This is a genomic window from Paenibacillus sp. sg306046 (assembly GCF_059821225.1).
On the sequence record NZ_JCAMRT010000005.1, the window covers coordinates 269,702 to 291,684 of the forward strand.

The 21,983-nt window shown below is 56.7% G+C and carries 9 protein-coding genes; 2 read left to right on the top strand and 7 right to left on the bottom strand.

The annotated features are described in order from the left end of the window. Nucleotides 1–23: 23 nt before the first annotated feature. Nucleotides 24–7,607 (bottom strand): S-layer homology domain-containing protein, encoded by a 7,584-nt coding sequence (locus AC6ROY_RS07530; RefSeq protein ID WP_500099579.1) that lies wholly within the window; start codon nt 7,605–7,607, stop codon nt 24–26. Between the two features lie 98 nt (nt 7,608–7,705). Further along, a complete protein-coding gene (locus AC6ROY_RS07535; protein WP_500099580.1) occupies nt 7,706–13,048 on the bottom strand; it encodes a hypothetical protein in 5,343 nt (1,780 codons plus the stop codon). A 268-nt stretch (nt 13,049–13,316) separates the two neighbouring features. Here AC6ROY_RS07535 and AC6ROY_RS07540 point away from each other — a divergent pair, with 268 nt between their 5' ends. Both AC6ROY_RS07540 and AC6ROY_RS07545 read left to right on the top strand, forming a co-directional pair. Continuing rightward, nucleotides 13,317–15,227, top strand: a complete 1,911-nt coding sequence (locus AC6ROY_RS07540) for a sensor histidine kinase (protein ID WP_500099581.1) — start codon at nt 13,317–13,319, stop codon at nt 15,225–15,227. Further along, a complete protein-coding gene (locus tag AC6ROY_RS07545; RefSeq protein WP_500099582.1) occupies nt 15,190–16,338 on the top strand; it encodes a response regulator in 1,149 nt (382 codons plus the stop codon). The genes AC6ROY_RS07540 and AC6ROY_RS07545 overlap by 38 nt, the downstream gene beginning before the upstream one ends. 123 nt (nt 16,339–16,461) lie before the next feature. On the opposite strand, the gene AC6ROY_RS07550 is transcribed toward AC6ROY_RS07545, so the two are convergent. The 5 genes from AC6ROY_RS07550 to AC6ROY_RS07570 form a co-directional block, all read right to left on the bottom strand. Continuing rightward, entirely contained in the window at nt 16,462–16,797 is a 336-nt protein-coding gene (locus tag AC6ROY_RS07550) for a hypothetical protein (protein ID WP_500099583.1), read from the bottom strand. Between the two features lie 122 nt (nt 16,798–16,919). After that, entirely contained in the window at nt 16,920–18,632 is a 1,713-nt protein-coding gene (locus tag AC6ROY_RS07555) for a ribonuclease J (protein ID WP_500099600.1), read from the bottom strand. 125 nt (nt 18,633–18,757) lie between these two features. Beyond that, complete coding sequence (locus AC6ROY_RS07560) at nt 18,758–20,179, bottom strand: glycoside hydrolase family 43 protein (protein ID WP_500099585.1); 1,422 nt, start codon at nt 20,177–20,179, stop codon at nt 18,758–18,760. Continuing rightward, on the bottom strand, nt 20,161–20,349 hold the full coding sequence (locus AC6ROY_RS07565) for a hypothetical protein (RefSeq protein WP_500099587.1): 189 nt from the start codon (nt 20,347–20,349) through the stop codon (nt 20,161–20,163). Before AC6ROY_RS07565 ends, AC6ROY_RS07560 begins: the two co-directional genes overlap by 19 nt. 25 nt (nt 20,350–20,374) lie before the next feature. Then, the gene (locus AC6ROY_RS07570) at nt 20,375–21,949 is read right to left on the bottom strand and encodes a glycoside hydrolase family 43 protein (protein WP_500099588.1); all 1,575 of its coding nucleotides are present in this window, start codon (nt 21,947–21,949) and stop codon (nt 20,375–20,377) included. Nucleotides 21,950–21,983: the final 34 nt, after the last annotated feature.

Consider the following 21,983-nt stretch of genomic DNA (forward strand, 5'->3'; position numbering starts at 1 on the left):
GGAGCTGAACAGAGCTGTGTGTATTATCTTGACGCAAGCCGCTGATCGAGCCGCATCGCCATAGCCGCTGCTTGCGCGCGGGTTAGTACGCCCGAACCGTCCAGACCGGCGTCCGTTCCCTGAATAATGCCATACTTGATGCCGAGAGCCGCGTCTCTGACCGCCCAATCGGGAACGGCGGCCCCGTCGGCAAACGGCCGCAGGATGTCCAGCGCCTCTTCATCGGTGATGCTGTCTGCAGCTCCGGCATAGGCCAGCAATCGGCCCGCCATCACCATCGCCTGCAGCCGGTTTACCTCTTGCTGCGGCTTGAACGATTGATCCTCGTACCCGTTCACGATGCCTTTCTCCGCTGCGATTGCCGCGCTCCGTCTGAACCAGTCCTGCTGTCCGACGTCACTGAACTCGGCGGAGGCGTTTTTGTTCATCAGCCCTGCCACACGAAGCAGCACCGTTGCAAATTCGGCTCGGGTAACCTGGCTGCTCGGAGCAAACACGCCTTCCTCCCGGCCGACGACAAACAGCTTGGCTGCCGCTTCATCAATGCTGGCCTTGCCCCAGAACGCATCGTCCACATCCGTGAAGGCCGTCCGGCTGCTGATAAACGCCACACTGCCGTTGCCGGTCAGGCTGGCATTCACTACCGTTTTATCCCCGGACACTTCAAGCCTCCAAGGGATCGTCGTCCAGCTGCCGTCCGCATCTCGCAAAATCACCGCGGTAATGTCGCCCGCTGCGATCGAAGCCGGAACCGGAATGCTCACGGCAGCCGTGCGGTCGTCCTTGGCTGGAAGCTGGAAGTCAATACCTTGTCCCAGCAGCCTTGCCTTCATCCCGTCGGCCAACTCGCTCAAGCTTTGCGCCGCAGACGCGCTGCTGCGGGCAATCGTCACCTGAGCGCCGTCAGCACCCTGCCGGAAAGCACCGGCATTCAGCCGGACCGAGGCGAGCGGCGTCTCCACCCGGATCGCTTGACTTTCACGCACATCGCGGTCCAGCTTGAACACAAAGGTATGCGCGGCAGCATCCGTCGCTGCAATCCGCAGCTCCTCCGCACCCAGCTCCTTCCCGGATACGGAAGCCGTGAGCACGCCGTTCACCAGCTCTCCGGTCGCCTGCTTGCCGTTCACGGACAGGCTGGCCGTTCCCTTGGCAGGCGCAGGGGCTCCTCCGCCTCCAAGCACACCGCCGCCTGCCGGGGCGGTCGGCTTCCACACCTGGGCGACGATTTTTGGACTCGTCCCCAATGCCAGCCGGTCGTCCGCGCTTCGCTTGGCGATGACGATCGACTCTCCGTCCGCAGCCGCAATCTCCAGATTGGCCGGCAGCGGCGACCAGTGCGACAAGTCATCATGCAGCTTAGGCTGCTCGACGCCGAGCTTGTACACCAGCTCCGCGCCATCCATATGCCCGGCGCCGCCGACACTGATCCGCGTCCGGCCAGCCGTGCTGGCGATCTGCTGCGATGCGGCAGTCAGAGCTTCCAGCTGCTCGGTGACCTTCACAACCGTCATGGAGCTGAGCGCGATATCCGGGGACACCCGGTAGCTGGCGCTCACGATGCTGGAGCCGGCCCTTAACGCTGCCAGCGCCCCATTTTCATCAACGAGAACCGAGGTTCCCCGATAGCTGGAGAAGCTCAGCCTGTCGAGCTGTTCCTTAGGCACAGGCACCTCTTTATAGCCGACCTTGCCCTTGGCGTCCTTCCCGTTCGGATATCGCAGCAGCGCCTCAACCTGCGCGCTGTCGCCCAGCTTCAGATCCGCCGGTCTGCGCAATACGAGCGCAACCGGTACCTGGAAGCCGTCATTGGTCACGTCGATCACAGTCTCGTTGCGGTTGCCGACGCCATCGACGGCGACGATGTCCAGCTTCACGCTGCCCGTCTCGCCGGAGACAGGGACTGTGCCTGCAAATGCGCCGTTTGGCTCCACCGGGATCGGCGTGCCATTCACCGTGAGCACCGCGTCGCTGCTTGTTGTGCCTGCGACGGCAATGCCGCCGTTTACGGTACGGTCACCTGTTTTCGGCGTATCGACATACAGCACCGGAGCGGTCGTATCGACCGTTAGATACAGCATCGTCACGGAGAAGTCGCCCGTTTGCTTGTTGCGCGTCCTTAGCTCGATGCCGTAGGTGCCGTCTGTCGTGAAGCTGCTCAGGTTCAGCTCACCCGCGCTGTCGCTGCCACTGTTCGTCAGCTCGGCTCGGGCGACCGGCTGCTCCATATAGAGAGCCTCCACTTCAACATTCGGCTGATCGGCCGCCAGCCTGATGCTTTGCGCCGTGCTCCCGGTCAACAGTGTGATTGATTTCCCTTCGGCCCCCATCGTACCGCTCAGCGACGTCAGCTTTGGCTTCTGCGGCACAGGCAGCAGCGTGTTAACCGAATCAATCCGGTCCGCATCATGCCAGTTTTCATTTTTATCGGCGCTCTTCGGCGGCTTCACAGCGGCTGTCACGCCCACGATATACGAGCTACCGGCTTGCAAGCCCGTATGCTGCTCCGGCACGCTGGCCGCGCTCAGCTCATCGGACGTCGAGACGGCCGCCCAGCCGCCGAGACGAATGTGCTCGTATTGACCGGCAGCTTCATTCCAATGACGCTGCAGCTCCTCGCCTTCCAGCGTGAGTGTTCCAAAGTGCGGATACGGCTCCAGCTCGCCTCCGTCCGCTTCCTGCAGCGCCTCAATCAGGTAGCTGCGCGGCTGATCCGCTTGCTCCGGCTTGTCCTGCCCCGGCTTGAAGGACAATTCGAAGTAGCCATTGCCGACAGGCACAAGGTTCACCTGACTGACCGACTCGGGCGCCAGCGGATCGCTGATCCGGAACTTGTCCGCCGACGTTTTCGTCGAGTAATTGGATACCGAGCTCAGCTCGGCCCGCAAGTAATAATCTCCCTGCTTGAGCAAGCCGCGAATGTCCTGCACATCGCCAAGGAGCCGTACCTGACTGGCATCAATCGTCATGCTGCCGACGCCATTGGCTCCGACCGGCACATCCTTGGCAATAGGCAGCCCGCTGTCTCCGATCTTCGGCACGCTCACCGTCTGGCCGTTGCTATCGGTCACCGTGTCCTGGGCAGCCGTCACCGCATCCTTGGTCAAATACAGATTGACCGTATCCCCGCTCTTCACATTGCTGGCGGTCCACGAGGCGGTAAACAGCTTCGGATCGGAGCTGTCCGGCGTCAGCTTCACCTGCTCCAGCGTTGAAGGAAGCGGCAGGTTAAGCAGCTTCGATTGCACCGATTGGCTGGCATACAGCGTCCAGTCGCCGCCCTTGATCACTTCTTTCGGAACGGCGATATACGCTTTCTTCCGATCTGTCGTGCCTTCCTCCGCCGAGCCGGGAATCAGCTGGGTATATGCGGGAAGATGCCCTTTCTCCTCCACCGTTCCTGCTGCGGCCGTCGCCCCGGCCTGGTAGAACACAACCGGATATGACTTGCCGCGCGTGTTATCCTGCAACGTCAGCTCAGGCGCTGCCGCTCCGAAATACTCGACCTCCACCAGGCCGTTCCCGGTTACGCTGCCCATCGGCAGAACATGCTTTTTACCGCCGCCCGAAACGGTAATGCCCCCGATGCCGACATCCATGGAGCCATTGTCCAGGATGCTGACGCCGTCGCCCGCGCTGCGATACTGAATCTCGTGCAGCTGATTTTCGGTGGACGCCCAGGAGGTGGCGACAGGCTCAATTCCTTCCCCGAACACAATCAGCTTCGGCCGGCCCTCCTGATCCTGCAACTGGACATAAGCGAGGCCCTCCGGCAAGCCCTCGCCCGAGGTGCCGAACTCCAGATCGCCGCTCCAGTAGTAGGTGATGCCTACCTGAATCATCAGGAAGCCGATCCCGATGCCGACGCCGCCCTTGATCAGATCATTGTTCAACTGCATGAAGACACTGCCGACGGGAATGCCGCCCACAATCGGTACCTTGGACGGAATTTGCACCTTTGCGCCGACGAAGCCGTCGAACGAAATCCGGTTTTTTTCCAGATCCTGTCCGATGAAAATACTGGCGTTGCCGATAATGACATTCCAGCCGAATACATCCAGCTCCGCCTCGGCCCGGACAAACCACGGGGTCATCCATTGCGCCTCAATGACCGCCTTCGTCAGCATCTCGACCCGCTTGGAGGTTGGGCTTGACGCATAATCCAGCTTGCCTTCCAGCTTGATGCCCGATGCGCGCAGCATCAGATCAATCGAGCCGTAGAAGGTTGCCGGCGCCATTCCGAACTTCACATCGACGCCCGCCTGCACGGTAAGCGGCACGCCCTCGCCTCCGGCGATCGTGTCCGCCAGCTCGCGGATTGCTCCCCGTACGCCGGTCAAGTAGGTCGCGCCGGTAATCAGGATGCCGGGGTCCATGTCCTTCGCGCCAAATGCGACAACGTCGGGCAGCACTCGGCCGTCCGCAACCTGCTTGAACCCGATCTCGGCGTCAATCGTCGCGATGCTTTTCAGCTCGGCGTTAAACTTGATGCCGTATTTATTCGGTATACCCGGTATCTGCTGGACGTAATGCGTGACATACATCTCACCGGCTACGTCGCCCAGCTTGCCCTGCCCCTTGTTTACCTTTTTCTTGCCGTCGGGACCGGTTGTCTCCGTATTTTGCGCCTTGAGCAGGCCCATGTCCTTCTCCAGATTAAACTTCAGCGACGTATCCACGCCGACAAAGCCTTTATCGTTAAACAGCACATCCTTGACCTCCGGCTCCAGCACCTTGAGGTTCAGCTTGCCCGCGAAGGATGCGCCGTCCTCCCGCAGCAGAAAGTCGCTGAGCGCCAGAGACAGGCCGCTAATCGAGAAGCCCGGTGTTGCATACATGCTCGTTTTATTGAAGTACACCTTATCCAGTACGATTTGCCGCAGCGGATTCATCCGCTCGCGGGCTGCGCCCGACGCCCACTTCAACGCGCCGTTCAGCGTGCTGTCCTCAGGATTTTCCTCCGCCTGCTTCGCTTTCTCCTCCGCAAGCTTCTGTCTGGCCTTCTGGTCCTTCGCGTCCTGCTCCTCCTTGCTCAGTCTGAGCGTTTTCTTGAAGCTGTTGAAGAAGTCCAGCGTCCACTCGCCGTCATAGAACAGGAAGCCGCTATTGCGAATTTTGAGCTTCCCTTCCCCTTTCACAAACAACGTGCTCATAAATGGCAGGCTGCTGCTCATGCCAAACGCCTCAAGCTGGCCCTTGACAAACACGATGTCTTTGCCCTGATACGAGATCGTTTTATTAATAATCGCAGGCTCGGTTTTCGTATCGACGACATATTCCGCCTTGTCCCCGCTGCCGATCTGCTTGATCATGCCGCGAATTTCGACTAGCATCTCGTCCCCGCCGGCCTTGCTGCGCTTCAGCTCCTCTTCGCTTTGAAACGTTTCGATCCGATAGGCGTCCACGTTCTGGAAATCAACCAGTCCGCGTTCGTCGAATTTCGGATCAATTGCTTTACTGGCGCCAACCAGCGAGGTTTTAAACGCGGCAAACTTCGTCACGTCCGCAGCCAGCTGGCCGATATTGGCCACGTTATAGCCGGGGTAGGCCCGATTAACCTCAGTCAGCTTGGCCCCCGGATTGATGGCTTCACTTATCGCGTTCACCCGCAGATCCAGCGTTGATCGGGTTACCGTCAAAATTTTCGCCTCGCGGATTCGCGCCTTCTCGTTATCTGTCACCAGGAACGCTTGCGGAGTCGTGATATCGTACATGGAGGCCAGTTCGTCATCCATGCCTGTTCCGCCCTTGTAATCAAGCTGCACCTGGTATTGACCGAGCGGCAGCTCCGGTCCCAGATTGGCCTTCAGCACATTGCCGTGGTCATCGACCAGATCGCCATTGCGGTACGTAATCCGCATGTCGCCCGTCAGGCCCTCGTCCGTCGGCTGGATCAGCACCGATTCCTTGACCGGCACCTTGTAGCGGTTGCCCGTCACCTTATCCTTCAGGAACAGATCGAAATTCGGCGCAACCAGCTCGCTGCCTACATTGTAAGCTTCCACATTGGACAAGTTGAGCGTGATGTACTTCTCATCCTTGCGATACGCCTCTTCGGGCGACATCGCATACACATAAGTCGGCGTAGCCTGACCGATCGGCGGCAGGAAAATAAATCCGCCCTTGGACGACGTATATTCGGCCTTGATCCCCTCGTCGGCGATCTCCTCCAGCTTCCGGCTCGTTTCGGGACTTTTCGCCGTTAGCATATACTCCTTCACGGATGGCCATGGTCGGCCCTTCGCCTTCACTTTGAAGGACACCGACACCGAGTCCCCCGGCTTGTACTTCGGCTGAATGCCCTGGCTTGCCTCCTCCGGCGTCGCCTCCTTGCGCAGCGTCAAGCCGGTTGACCGATACGGAGTCGTCAGCGCTTGCCCGTTGGCATCCCGGACAATGTTCCCCCGCTCGTCCAGCTGCACGAAATCAAGCCCGCCCTCCAGCGTCAGCTCCAGATCAATGCTGGAATGCTCCATCTGGTACAGCTGCAAATTTTCCACTTCGGCAATAATGTTGAAGATGCCCTCGTCCTGATAAGCGCTGCCGTCCTCCTTCGTCGCCAGCTGCTCGACGGTATCCATGTAGCGGATGGAAAATACTTTGTCAGGCTCAATGATTTCTCCCAGCCCATAGACGGTTTCAAAGGTTTTCACCGCACCCGTCACAATCGGTTTCGGGTTCCAGTAGAAGGCAACCGCCGAATCGGCGGAGCCGTAGTCATTGGTGTCCCGGGTAAAGTCCAGGTTCGGATTCACCGTGTAATCCCACTTCGTATTGGCCAGCCGATTCCAGTGGCCGACGATCATCTCATCGACAAGGTTGACATTGGCCTCCGAGAAGTTGTTCAGCCCGTAGGCGACGACATTCGTCGCCTGCGGATTGCTCAGGTCGAAATTGTCCCGCATCACCCAGTAAGGAGGGAGCTTGTACAGCGGCCGCTCCCTTTCCGTGATCGTCGGGTCGTTTTCGGGATTATGCGTCAGCTTGCGCTCCACCGTAAGCGGCGATTTGTACGTCGTGCCGATCTGGAAGGCCGGACCGTCATTGCCGCCGACCATCGTATCGAGCAGCATCCGGGTGCCGACCTGCACCTCGGCTCCGGTATTGTTCAGCACCTCGTAGCGCACATTGACGTTGCCGGAATTAACCTTGTCTCCCGCATTCGTGTACAGCTTCAAAATTTGCTTGATGTGAATGCCCTTGATCGTCCACACCGTCTCCAGCTGCTTCGTGCCGTCGGTGTTCATCACGATCTGCGGCTTCGTTACCTCCGAGAAGAAGTCCACCCCGAATTTGTACGGATTGCCGAAAATATAATCGGTGCCGTCAATCCGGAACGTCGTGAAGGACGTCTGCGGATCATCCCCGCCATACAGCAGATCGACGGACTGATCCTTTTTGCGGATCGGCTGTCCTTCTACCGTTCGAATACCAAAGCGCCCGGACGTATTGTCCACCGTCACCTTGATAAAATCATTGGAAATTTCCGTGACCCCGGCCTGCTGCAGCTCCTCGGCCAGCGCAGCCACCGGCAGCATCGTCATCAGCAACGATACAAGCAGCGTATGGATCAGCACGGCGACAAGCCTTTTTTTCAAGCTTTTCATACAGTCGTTCTCGCCTCCTCAGCCCCTCTGGGATTAGGGTGTATCTCAAAACTCGCTGAAGTGTATCTTTTACCGCCTTCAGCGGTTTCAGACACGCCCTACCGGGCCATCTTCGATACAAAAAATGTCGTAAACTCCCGTTCTCTCTCCTGCGTCCTGACGATCAGCGTGTACCAGCCCGCTTCCGGGAATTCGACCGTGAAGGACTTGTTCAGCAGCTCCGCCAGCGACAGCCCTTGGGCGATCGTTTTCATCTGGCCCTCGCGGTACAGCCCGCTTTGGTACAGCACATCGTAGCTGCCCCACTCGTTCGTCCGCGTCTCACCGCCAACCTGCATCAGATTGTATCTGGAAATTTGGAACGTGATGACGTTTGTGTCGAACAGCGCCTGCTTCGCTTGGGCGGCGGACACCAGCTGGCCGTTGCCCAAAATCATCAGGCCGTCGCCCGGCAGCACATGCACCGTCTGCTCCGCCGTGGACGTATTGCCAGCCTCATCCGTGGCCGTATACGTGACCTGCTGCGTGCCTGCCTTGGACAAATCGAAGCCAGTCAGCTCGACTTTCATGTTGTCCGGCTTCGACCGATCATCGCTGACTGTGAAGCCTCCCAGGTCTGTCAGCGGATTGAAGCCTGGCGTGTCCCGCTCGACCACCATAACCGGCTGGTTCAGCGTAAGCGCCGGAGCCGTATTATCGAGCCCTTCCACCGTAATTTGCAGCTTGTTCACATTGCCCAGCAAATCACTGAGCGCCAGGCGCGTCTGACCGTTCGCCCCGTAAATTTTGGAATAGCTGTAGCTCCCGTCGGCATGGCTGACCAGATTGGTATAGCCTCCGTTTCCGTCGCTGGCCGCAGCCGTACCGGCGAATACCTGGTTCGGCGCCTGCACGCGTCCGGACACGGTCACCTGCATCCGCCCCTTGGCTACCTTGACGCCGTCGATCACCTTGATCTGCTCCTCGGGCAGCGGATTGCCCGCCTCATCGACAAACGTATAGACGATGCTGTCAGGGTCAGGCAGGAACGAGATGATGTCAGAGATGTCCTCCTTCAGCGTCGCCGTGTTGCCTGCGGCATCCACGATCGTAAACTGCACGCTGCCGTTCTGCTGCAGCACAGTGCCGTTTGTTCCCCGGACAAGCTCGAAATCCTTGGCCTGCGGGTTCGGCTTCTCGACCTGCAGCACGACGCCTTGGGCCAGCACCACTTGTCCGCCGTTATCCCGGATCGTTTTGAAGGTCTGGCTTCCGTTTTCCCCATACGCGTAGGAGCGTACAATTTTCGCCTCCGGCGGCGTCCGGTCAATATTGTAGACTGCCGCTGTCACGGAAGCCGGATTGCCTGCCTCATCCTCCATCAGGAAGGTAAAGCTGCCGTTCTCGGTAAAGGTATAGGTTGTTCTTCCATCATTGTTCAAGATTCTCACCGGCTCGGAGGTCTCCAGCTTGGCGAGCACATTCCCGCTCGTGGTGGTCGTGACGGAGTAATCGACGCTGCCCTGCGGGGCCACGTCATCCAGATTGTCCACCACCACCTGCAGGACATCCTTCCGGGTGCTGTCCGTCAGATCGGTCAGGTTGAAGGAATAAAGGCCATTTTGCGTTACGGTATAGGTGTTGCCCTTGATCCGCACAGGCTCAACCGGATTGCCTCCCGGCACAGGAACGGCTCGGATGCCTGCGGGCAGCTTCAGCTCCAGGGAAAAGCCTGCTGACTTGACCGGCTGCAGCGTATTGTGTACCGCAAGGCCGTACAGCGGCTCGTTCGGCGACAAGGACGTTGTGTTCACCCCGACAGCGGCGCTCTCCAGACCGCCGGGCGATCTGAACTTGGCCTTGATGCTCGACTGCTGCGGGCTGCTGCTTGGCAAGCCTTCAATTTCAATAAAATTGGCGTACGGCAGCCATCTGCCCCAGGAGCTTCCGCCGTCGGTCGATAGCGCGTAGCGGTAGCCTTCCTTATTGGAGCTGTCCAGGTTCAGCCGCATCACAGCCGTATACCCTTCACCTACGCTTTTATAAAGCTGAAGCAAGTCGGAAGCAGCTGCGGCAGGCGCCTCGGCGTCCGCCTTTCGGGTTACCTTGAATGCGCCGGTGTGCGCCACAGCGCTGTTGCCTGCGGCATCCTCGCCCAGCACGTACAGCACATAATCGGCGAACTGGCCCGGCTGCAGGCCCGATGAATCAATCGTCAGCGCCCCGTCCTCCGGGAGCTGCTGCCATCCGGCCGCAGCCTTGTCAGGGGCCGGCGCGCCGGCGAGCGCCCATTGATATTGCTTGCGCGTCACACCGCTCAATCGGTCATTAACCGTGACCGTCACCCGATGCTCCTCCAGCGGATAGGAAACGCCGTTTTTGCTGAACAGCATCTCCGGAGCCGCATTGTCCACGCGATACGTCTTGGAGTACGTATAGTAACGCTCTTTATCCGCTTCCTTGACCTTGACATGGACAACGTACGGCCCGTTGATGCCGGTATTGGCCGGGATGCTGTACACCGCTCCGCTCACGGTGCCGTAGACGGACCCGTACACCGCATCCGAGACGGACGGATAGTCGGCCGGAGCCGCGTTCGTGCTCGTAATCGCATAGCGGACGCTCTGGGCGGAAATGCCGTTAACCGAGAAATAGACGTCCGGGCTGCGCGTGTAGCTGCCGTCCGTATCCGGATGGAAGGCGGTCGTCACCCGAACTGAGGAATCAACCGTGACCGGAGTGCCCATTTTCTCCATGGCCGCATTGCCCGCCTTGTCCACGGCCTTGACCGCCAGCTCGTATACGCCGTCCTCCTGCACGTGATTGAAGGTCGTGAGCTCGCTACTCTCCGGCACTGGCTGCCAGTCAATATCCTGCGGCTCATTGCCCTGCTTGACCCACTGGAATTGCTCGACGCCTGAGCCGCTGTGCGCATCGGTAATGTCGACCTGCACCTTCACCTCTGCCGTGCGGTCTCCGCCAATCGTACCGAAGCTGATCGTCGGCTTCTGGTTGTCCAGCAGCAGCGTTGCCCGCGCATATACCCAGTTGGAGTCGTCCTGCCGGAAATCGTCGAGCGGCCAGTCCTTATAATTGCCGACCTCTGTCAACCCTTTGCTTTTCGCATACTTTATCGCATCGTCATCGGACGCTCCGGCATGGCTGCTCTTGTATTCGTTCACCCATTGCTCGAAGGTCGCCGCATTGGTCTCTCTGAACGTCTGCATTTTCTTGTATTGCATCAGCTCGCGGGCTGAATCCCACGTCATATCCGCCGTCCACGTATGCAAATACCAGGCGCCGCTATTTTCTGCCTTCAACGCATCGGCCGGAGGATCGATCGCCGTTTTGTTGTCCTTTACCTGCAGCGTGACCTCGTTGCCCGGATACAGACCGTCTCCCGGCTGCTTCGCCGCCAGCGAATAACGCTTGATGGCCGCGAAGTGGTCGTCCTGCTTCCCTTCAAACGGGTCCACCGGGCTTTGGCTCCACGTATAATACACCAGGCCGACATCCGGCGCCTTATCCGGCGTCACGCCGGTCATATTCAACGGACGGTAGATGCCTTTGCTCGGCCGCGACGGAAATTGCTGGTCGGGATCAAGCTCAGGCACCTTGAGTTCCGGGTCATTGGCGTCAATGACTACGCTCCCGGATTTCCCGTATACCGTGTCGTTGACGCCGCTTGGCGTATACCGGAAGCTGATCTCAGGCAGCGTGTTGTCGATCGTCAGGAGCGACCAGTCAATTTTCGTGTAGGGGATGCCCGTGGACGGGTCAGGCCGCGTGCCCGGCGGCGAGCCTGGAGGCGGAGTCGGCGCTGTCCGGTCTTTATTGGCTTCATCCATCAGCAGATTGCCCGAATAGTCCTGAATAACGCCCGTATCCGTTCCCTTCGACTCATGGGTCAGCGCAAGCACCTTGAGCAGCGGCGTATTCGCAGCGGCTCCGGCCGGAACTTTCGCTTTAAACTTCCATACCTTCGTGTTCGGTCCGGTATTTTGCTGGGAGTCATACTTCGCCCTCATGCCGTTATTCAGCAGTAAGTACAAGCCTTCGTTCGACAAGCCGTCCTTAACGATCGTGTCCTCGGTCAGCTGCACGGTGAATTCGATCTCGTCCCCTTCATTTAACGTCAGCCCGGTCGGAATTTCCGGCGTGATGCCGTTTCCGGTCAACGTATACTGAGGCGGCACGGCATCGACAATAACCCGGTAGCCCCCTTGATCGTAATCGAACGGATTGACAGTCCGGTTGCGCAGCAGCGGCAGGCTAGCCGGACTGGCCTTCATATAATCGTCGGTTGACAGCGGGTTTCCGGCTGCATCGTGGAAGCTGGCCGCCTCCAGCCGCCCCTGCATGCTGTACAGCACATTTTGGATGTTCGTGGCCAGCTCCCCGCCGTTTCCGATCGGGTTATTGCCCGTGTGGTGGTAATCCGAGGCGGTATAGGTATAAGGCAAGTTCTTCACATACTTGAAGCTGGCTATATCTGCGGGATTATCCTTGATTGATTTGTTGAAGAAGTCCTCCGGCAAGCTCATGCCCTGCGGCTGGTTGTCTGTCGGCAGCCCGTTGCCGTCTGGCACCGTGTACAGCAGATGCTTGTCGAAGGCTTGCGGGATCGGCGCGCTCGCCCGGACCGGCTCGCTGAAATTGTACTGCAAATTCAGCGACTCGTTCTTCTTCAAGAACAGCTGTGCCTGCCCGGCCAAGTTTTCCCGTTCCGTACCGTCCGAGGTAAACGTGTAGTTGCTGACCTTGGGCGCTACGAAGTCGGCGAAGCTTAGCACAATATTCTCCACCGCCGTACCGGCTCCGTGCGTTTCCGTCTGGATGACGATATAATCGTCCACGCCGAATGATTTCCAGCCCGAGTCCACCGTTTTGTCGGGGTCTGTCGAGCGGGAAACCCCCTCGAATCTGGAGGTGGCGCTATTGTAGTTGGAGCTGTATTGTTCGTTATAATCAAATTCCGTATAGTCATACCCTTTGCTCGCGTAGGCCCATATATAAGCGCCGTTGCTCGTGGTCGAGTTCAGGTGGGCCTTCACCCGGTACTGCGCGTTCCCGCCCTCGGCCAGCGCTTTGAGCGCCGGAATCTTGTTTACCTGAATGACCGCCCAGAAGTGGCCGTTTACGATGTTGACGCCGGAGCCGTCGGCGTAGTCGTCGTCGGACTTCCCCCAGATGCCCGGATACTTGGACGGCTCCTGTTCCTGACTGTAAAAAACCGGCCACATATTGTAGCTGGACAGACCGGAAGCGTAGTCCGCGTCGCCGCCCCAGGAGGTGTTCAGATTGCTGCCATTCATGATTTTCGCTATGTAGGCAAATCGACTTTCGTACTCGCCAGCCGCCTGGACCGGCTTCGGCGCTACACTTGGCAGCAGTGGAGCAAGCAGCAGCATCGCAGCCGTCAGCCTGGCCGCTTTCCTTGCCCGGTTACCGCTTTTCTTCATGCTCTAGTCCCCTTTCGATCCGATGTCAACGCAATGGCAGCCTCCTGCCCGTTCGTCTCATTTCGACAGCTCCATTTGCGACTTTGGTCGCAGAGCTTACTTAGAATACCTAGATTATATAGGAGCGTTCTCTCAAAATTCTCACAAACGCCGAGCGCTCTGTGTCGAACGAGCCTGCCCCGGCTTCGGAAAGAGACTGGAGCGAAATTGAACCATTCATGTTAAAATCAACGTGGAGCCGTCGTGCCCAAGGAATGGAGCAAGGAGATTGATCAGATTGCCATACCGCCGCAGCATCGGAATTGGTTTGATTTTTTCGCTTACGCTTATGTTGTTCTTCGCGGTTTATTCCCGTACGATCCCGAATCCCGACAATCCGTCCGCGCAGCGGGGCATGCTTGACTTAACGAACTGGAATTTTCATCAGGACGGCTTTGTTCGCCTGGACGGAGACTGGGAGTTTTACGAGGGAGAGCTGCTGGAGCCTGCTGATTTTCAGGAAGGGGGCTCCCATGCCGCTGCTTCTTATCTGGCTGTGCCCGGCACATGGAAAGGAAAGACGGGAGAGGGCGGCATGAGCCGGAAAGGCTTCGGGACGTACCGGTTAAAGGTGCTTGTTCAGGAGCAGGACGAGGTGCTTGGGATTAAAGTCAGAAGTATCCGCATGTCCCATCAGCTGTTCGTTAATGGGAAGCTGGAGGGCGCAAGCGGCGTACCGGCCGTCAGCAGCACCGCAGGCTATGAGCCCGGCAATACGCCGTATACGACCTTTTTCAAGGCCGACGGTCCGGAAATTGAGTTGATTCTCCAGGTGTCGAATTTTGTGTTTGTGACGGGGGGCATCGTAAACTCCATCCAGCTCGGCTCCCATCAGGCCATCACGGAGCTGAACGGCATCCAGCTTGGCTCGGATATCGGCACGATCCTCATCCTGGGCATGTTCGGCGCGTATCATGTCGGCTTTTATTTTGTCGGCCGGAGAGAGCGCACCTACTTGCTGAGCGGGCTGTATATGCTGTTTTTGCTGCTGGAGCATTCGCTGTACGGCGAGAAAATTTTTCAAAGGGCGCTGCCCGACTTTCCCTTCGAGCTGGCGTACAAGCTGCTGGATTTGAGCGAATTTGTCAGTGCAATCGTCATTATTTTATTTTTCTACACCGTGGATCGGCGGCTTATGTCATCCCGCAAGCTGATGGCGATGCTGGCCCCCCTTGTTGCTTACATCGCGGCTGTTCTGCTGCTGCCCTACCAGGTTCATATTATGGCGAAGTATGTGTTTGTCTCCTACATGGGACTTGTGATCCTGTTTATTATCGGGCGCATGGTTTATTTGTACCTTCAGAGTCAAAGCGAGCCGTCCGCCCGTCAGGAGCTGATGCTGTTCATTGGCGGCAGCTTTTCCCTCATGATCTTCATGGTGAACGGCGCGCTGTATGCGGAAAATGCCGTGCCCACCGATCTGTTAGGCAAATTTGGCGTCATCTGCTTTATCACGTTCATGAATATGCTGCTTGTTGTGCATTTTTCCAATGCGTATACGAAAACGGATCTGCTCTCCCATCAGCTCGACCATGCTCAGATCAAGCCGCACTTTCTGTACAATGCGCTCAGCAGCGTCATTTCCTTTTGTTACACCGACGGGGAGCGGGCCGCCCATCTTTTGTCGATGCTCAGTCATTACTTGCGTTACATTTTGGAGCTGGACCGCTCTCGGCTGTTCGTGCCCTTGTACCAGGAGCTGGAGCTGATTCATGTGTACGTCGAAATTGAGAAAGCCCGCTTCGGCAACCGCTTCGAGCTGCATCGCCGCGTGGATGAGAATTTATACCACCGGAACATCCCGTCCCTGTCCATCCAGCCGCTTGTGGAAAATGCAATCCGGCACGGGCTGTTCGAAAAGGAAGGGTTCGGCAGCGTCTCGCTTGCCATTCAGGAGAAGAACGGCTGTATGGAGATCATCATCGAGGATGACGGCATCGGGATGTCAGCCGAGCTGCTGCATCAGCTGGCCAAGGGGGATGGACGCAGCGGCGGGATCGGGGTAACCAATATCCGCAAACGGCTCGAATCCATTCACGGGGCGTCCTGGAGCATCAGCTCCGAGCCCGGCCAAGGCACGCGGGTCACGATGCAAATTCCGCTTGCGCTGGAATGGACAGCCTGGAGAAGGAGGGATTAACCTGTTTAACGCCATCATCGTGGAAGACGAAAAGCCAACCCTGGAGCTGATGAAGGTCATCATCGGCCGCAATCCGCACTTTACGATTGCCGCGACCTTCACCAACCCGCTTGAAGCGCTGTCCCGTCTGGCTGAGCTCAAGCCCGATGTTGCCTTCCTGGATGTCGAAATGCCGAAGCTCAACGGAATCGAGCTGGCCAAGCAGCTGAACCGGCTATCCGAGCATACCCAGATTGTGTTTACAACGGCGTACAAACATTATTCGCTGGAAGCGTTCGAGGTGCATGCGCTTGATTACATTCTCAAGCCGGTGACGCCTGCGGCCATCGAGCGGGTCAAGGAACGATTGGCGAAATGGTTTCGTTCAGAGGCAGCCGTGGAGCCGGAGCCCAAGCCGGTGCTGCATTGCTTCGGGGGCTTTGCCATTTACAATCCGGAAGGCGCCGTTGTGCGGTTTCCGACACGCAAAGCCGAGGAGCTGCTGGCTTACTTCCTGTGTCATCCGGGGCGAGACCTGAGCAAATGGCAGCTGACGGATTTGTTATGGCCGGATATGAGCGAGGAACGGGTGCTGCACAACCTGCACAATACGATTTACCGGCTGAAAAAAATGCTCAAGGAGCAGGACATTCCGCTGGAAATCAGGAAAACAAATGACGGCTATGTGCTGGATACCGGGAGTTTGTTGTACGATGTGCTTGCTTTCGAGCGTTATGACTTTGCGAGCACGGACGATCTGCGGCGGGATAAGGAAACGGAGCGGCTTTTTTCGCTGTACCGGGGCCCGCTGCTCCAGCATAAGGATTATTTATGGAAAAGCTCGCTGGAGGAAAGCTTTGCGAAGCAATACGCGAAGCTCACTCGCACGCTGATCCGGCAAGAGCTGGCGGCGCAGGCTTGGGCGCGGGCGGAAGCCCGGCTGAGCGATTACTTGTCGATTTATCCGCTCGATGAGGACATGAACGTGCTGCTGCTGGAGGTCTACGCCTTATCCGGTCATCCGGACAAGCTGACGCGGCACTATGAACAATTCAGCAGCCTTTTTTATGCCGAGATGGGCATCGAGCTGTCGCAAGCGCTCAGGGAACGTGTGGCTGCTTATTTGGGGTAATGGCGGGCGGGGCCGGAGACGAGCTTGAGCCCCACACGCACAAGCAGCGGCGTACACGCAAAAGCCCAGGGACTACAGCGCCCCTGAGCTGAAAAACGAAGCTCCGCCTTGCGTTGTATTCATTTAATGCTGCGAGTAGTAGCTGTTACTATTAAAGGGCCGATTTGCGTTCGCATAGACCGGTGCTTGCTGCAGAGCGGCTGCATCCAACTGCTGGCATAACGCGGAAATTTGCTGCAATTGCTGGATCGCCGTTTGATGGCCCTGGAGAGCCGTTTGAATTGTTTGGGCTGCATGCTGTTCGCGCTGCACAAGCTGCTGGAGCAATGCTGCATTTTCCTGCTCCTGCTTCAACAGCTGCTGATACTGCCCGGAAGCCTGCTGCGTCTGGGCAATCAACTGATGGACGAGCTGCTCCACCTGCGCGGATAGCTGATTGTTCGCTTGAAATGGATTCATGTAACTTCCTCCTGCGTTGTCAGATGAATTACCCGACTATTATGCGGCGCAGGGCGCTTTTTCATTCAACAAACACACATGCAGCCTCACTCGCTCAAACCTCAAACTTCAAACCTCAAACCTCAAACCTCAATGATCATCGGTAAAATCATCGGCCTTCGGCGCAGCCGGGCAAATATATACTTGCCGCAGGTTTCACGGATGCTATGCTTGAATACCGACCATTTGCGGTTTTCGCTGTTCAGCAGCTCAGCCATATCCTCCGTTATTTTCTGACTGAGCTCCTTTAGCAGCGCTTCCGATTCCTTCGCATAGATGAAGCCGCGGGTCATAATATCCGGTCCGGACAATAGCGTGCCCTCGCTGCTTAACGTGACAACAACGATCAGAATGCCATCCTCCGCCAAATGCCTTCGATCGCGCAGCACGATATTGCCCACATCCCCGATACCGAGACCGTCTACCAGCATGTTGCCGGCCGCCACCCTGCGAGCTTGGCTAGCCGCCTGCGGCGTCAGGTCCAGCACCTCTCCGTTTCGTAAAATAAACACGTTGGCCCGATCCACGCCTACCGATTCGGCCAGCTGCCGATGCTGAAACAGCATCCGGTATTCGCCATGGATCGGCACCACATACTTAGGCTTCATCAAAGTGAGCATAAGCTTCAGCTCCTCCTGGCTGCCATGACCGGATACATGCATCCCGGTTGCCGTACCGGAGCCGTGAATGACATGCACGCCGCGCAAATAAAGCTGGTCCAGCACCGCAGCTACGCTGCGCTCATTGCCTGGAATCGGCGAAGAGGCGAAGATGACCGTGTCCTCAGGGATCAGCTCCATATGGGGATACCGGCCGCTCGCCAGACGGGATAATGCCGCCATCGGCTCGCCTTGACTGCCGGTACACAAAACCGCGACCTGCTCTCTGGGGAGCTCGCCGGCCTCCTTCGCTTCTATCAGCATGCCGTCCGGAATACTCAAATAGCCGTACTCCAGCGCCACCTTCACGACGTTGACCATGCTCCGTCCGAGCAGAGCGAGCTTGCGATCAGTACGTATGGCCGCGTCCACGACCTGCTGCAGCCGGCTGACATTGGAGGCGAAGGTCGATAGAAACACGCGATTCCGCGCTTTCTGGAACGCCTCCATGATTTTGTCTCCAACGACGCTTTCCGAAGGGGTAAAGCCCGGTCGCTCAGCGTTCGTGCTCTCCGAGAGCAGCACAAGCACACCGCTCTCGCCGATTCGGGCCATTTTGTGAATTTCGGGAAACTGGCCGTTAGCGGGCGACAAATCGAATTTGAAATCGCCGGTATGAACGACGCGGCCCGCAGGCGTATGCAGCACGATCCCAAGGCAATCAGGGATGCTGTGATTTGTACGAAAGAAGGTCAGGGTGAACTGGCCCAGCGACAGCTCGGAGGTGGAATGAATTTCGTGCAGCTCGGTTGCTCTGAGCCGGTGCTCCTTCAGCTTCAGCTCAATCAATCCGAGCGTTAGCCTCGTCGCATACACGGGGATGTTCAGCTGCTTCAGAAAATAAGGGATGCCTCCAATATGGTCCTCATGTCCGTGAGTAATGACCAGCGCCCGGACCTTCTCCTTGTTTTGCAGCAAGTAGCTGATATCAGGAACGATCAGATCAATGCCGAGCATACTTTCGTCAGGGAACTTGGAGCCGCAGTCAATGACAATCAAATCGTCATTGTATTGGACGACGTACATATTTTTCCCAATTTCGAACACGCCGCCAAGGGCAATCACGGACAGCCGGTTGGCTGCCGAATCGTTATCTGATACCGCCTGGCCCTCGTTAGCTGCTTCAGCCGCTTCCATCCCATTGTCTAGTGTATGGTTTACGTTCACTCCGCCACCTCCGCGCAATCGAATGTATTAATCTTTTCTAATATCAATCGAATTGGAGGAAAATATGCGCAGGGCTGGATTGTTTAAGCGTTCAGCTAATCGCAGAGTTTGGCTAATTCTACCCAATCGTAGTCGGCATAACCATCGCTGGCTTCATGTCCTTTATGGATGCAGAACAATCCAATCTTCGAACCGACCCAATGGTCGGGCTTCGCTTCGAATTTCCTTCCAAGCTGGCAAAAGTGTACATGATCCACACTATAGCTGAACGTGCACAGGGCATGATCTTCAATGGTTATCCTTAAATAAAGCGGTGTATCCGGCTCATCAATCCATGCGTAAGCCGCTTCTCTTTCGCTTCGGACACCTTCCGTTTCATAGCCGAGGAGGAGGGATATTTTATAGCCCTTCCGTCCATTCGGACTCGGAGACAATGAAAGGCTTGCATAATCGCGTCCCGTAACGACTATGCCGGCATGGTCGCAACTATGATTTAAAGCCAGCTTGACTTTAGCCGTTACCATGTACGCGGGAGCCGAAATTTTTTGGCATAATACATTAGGCACATCATATAAAAGCGTTTCCGGCCCGTGCGGCGGCTTCACTGCGAAAAGCCGGAGATGCCCCGAATTGGCAGCCAAAGAATACCAGCCGGCTTTTTCATTTGCGGCCCACTGCCACTGTAAATTCAAGGCTTGAGCCTCAAAATTATCGCTGACTACGGGAACGGTGACCGGGTACGTACGACCAACGTCGGGCTTGGTCCACTCCATGACAGGCTCTCCGATTTCCAGTCCCTTATGGTTCTGGCCCATTAAAGGCCAACCGTCTACCCATTTCATAGGCTGTAAATGTATGATTCGTCCGTATGCGCCCTTATCCTGAAAGTGAAGAAACCAGGATTCCCCGGACTCCAGCTCGATAAACCCGCCCTGATGCGGACCATTAACGGGCGTTGCTCCCTGCTGCATCACGATTTTATCCTCGTAAGGACCATAGAGGTCGTTCGACCTCAGGACGGTTTGCCAACCGGTTCTCACTCCTCCTGCAGGCGCAAAAATATAATAATAACCCTCGCGCTTATAAAGCTTCGGCCCTTCAATCGTAGGATGGTTCACGGTTCCATCGAATATAAAAACAGGATCGTCGAGCAGCTCTGTCCCGTCGGGCTTCATCCTGCAAAGCCCCAGCTTGCTCTTAATTCCGCAGCGGCTTTTGGCAAAGGCTATCACTAAATAAGCTTGGCCATCCTCATCCCAAAACGGACATGGATCGATCCAGCCCTTCACCTCTTTGACCAAATGCAGCTTGGACCATACCCCGGCCGGGTCAACCGCCGTACTCATAAAAATGCCTTGGTCAGGCGTGCTGAAAAACACCCAAAATTTTCCGTAATGATAACGAATGCTAGGCGCCCAGGCGCCCTCGGAAGGACGGACCGTATCATAATATTCATAAGGCAGGTTGTCATAAACATGGTTGATGATCGTCCAATTGATCAAATCGTTCGAATGCAAAATCGGAATGCCTGCGAGCTGCAAAAGCTTGAAGCAATCATATAAAAATCGTCTCCGACTCGAATGACATCCGGGTCCGCGTAATCGATATACAAAATCGGATTCTGATACTTGCCGTTTCCAAGGTCGGCAGCCCAAACATGCTGCTCCTGGATGGACGCTTGCTTCATTATATTCGAACCCCTTTCATGCCGCCTAGTCCAACGGCGTATATTCGAAATAATCAAAATCGGCATGGCTCGCACTGTTTTCCCCGCTGCTGCTGGCGAATAACCCAATGTAGGTTCCGGAAAACCCGCCTGCCACGTCAACACTTAATATCGTTCCGTCCGCACGCTCGTACAAGGCTTCCCATGCTTCCGTTTGCGTGGCAAAGTAAAAGCTGAAGTCTTGTCCAATCGCTTCAACCTTGAGATACAGCTTTCCAGCTTGCGGCGCTGCAACGGATTGCTCGGCTAACGTCTTGTCCGCCCCCTCAACGCGCTGAACCAAACGTACAAGCCCCGTCTGTTCGTTGCGGGTGTATTCCACACGGTATTGATAATCGTTGTTCTGCAGCATGATCAGTCCCGCAATTTCCTTTGAGGACCGTGGAACAAACTCAAGCGCTGTCCTGGCTGCGAAGCTGATATGCTGCTGCCGCCTTCCGATAAAGCTCGGATTAACGAGATCCGTTATGATTTCGGGCTTCAGCTTCAACCGCAGATGTCCGGGACGTTCTGTCAACGACATGAACGAGCCTCTCGGCGTCCTTATAAAATTCCACTCCGGCGCAAGCTCCGCAGCATCAAAATGATCGCATGCCGGCTTCGACGGCCACCGATGCTCCGAAAGGGAAGGACGCGGCATTTCAAGCTCTACACAGCCTTTGCCCGGATTGATCACCGGCCAGCCATCCTCCCATATAAACGGCACAAGGAAGGTTTCTCTACCCAAATTGCGATAATAGCCGCCATAAGGACGCGAGCCCAAACAAACCATCCACCATTCCCCATCCTGCGTCTGCACGAGATCGGCGTGTCCCACGTTAGTAATCGGGTGATTGCGCCCCAAATGCCGATGTGTCAAAATCGGGTTGCACTTGCAGCTTTCATAAGGTCCCGTAATCGAAGTACTCCGTGAGATCGTGACCGAATGCGTATGTCCCGTCCCCCCCTCGGCAATGAGCAAATAATAGTAGCCGTTCAGCTTGTACATATGGGGACCCTCTTGCGCATGGACAAACTTCAGCGCGCCATCCCATAAGCTAAATTTCGAGCCCACCAGCTGACCTCTCGCCACATCAAGCTCCTGCATCCAAATCTCCATATGCTTCGGATACTGCTGCCCGCCGGGCGGCTGACGGTTGGCCATAACGTAGCACTTCCCGTCATCATCGAAAAATAACGAAGGATCAATACCTGGCGCATCGCGAAGCCATACCGGGTCTGACCATGGGCCCGCCGGGTCTGTTGTCGTCACATAAAAATTTTTACGCGCCCCCGTTACACTTTCCACAAAGGTGGTGATCATGAAAAAGACTCCGTTATGGTAACGAATCGTCGCTGCGTAGATCCCTTTGGAGCACGGCGTGCCGTCCAAATCAAGCTGAGACGGGCGATCCAGCACATGTCCAAGCTGTCGCCAATTCACAAGGTCCTTGCTGTGGAAAATCGGAACACCCGGAAAATATTCAAATGAGGATGTCACAAGGTAATAATCCTCTCCAACCCTGCATATGGAAGGATCGGCATAACAGCCTGGAATGACCGGGTTTAGGAACGTATTCATCGTAAATGCCTCCTAAATAGTTTGATGCGAATAG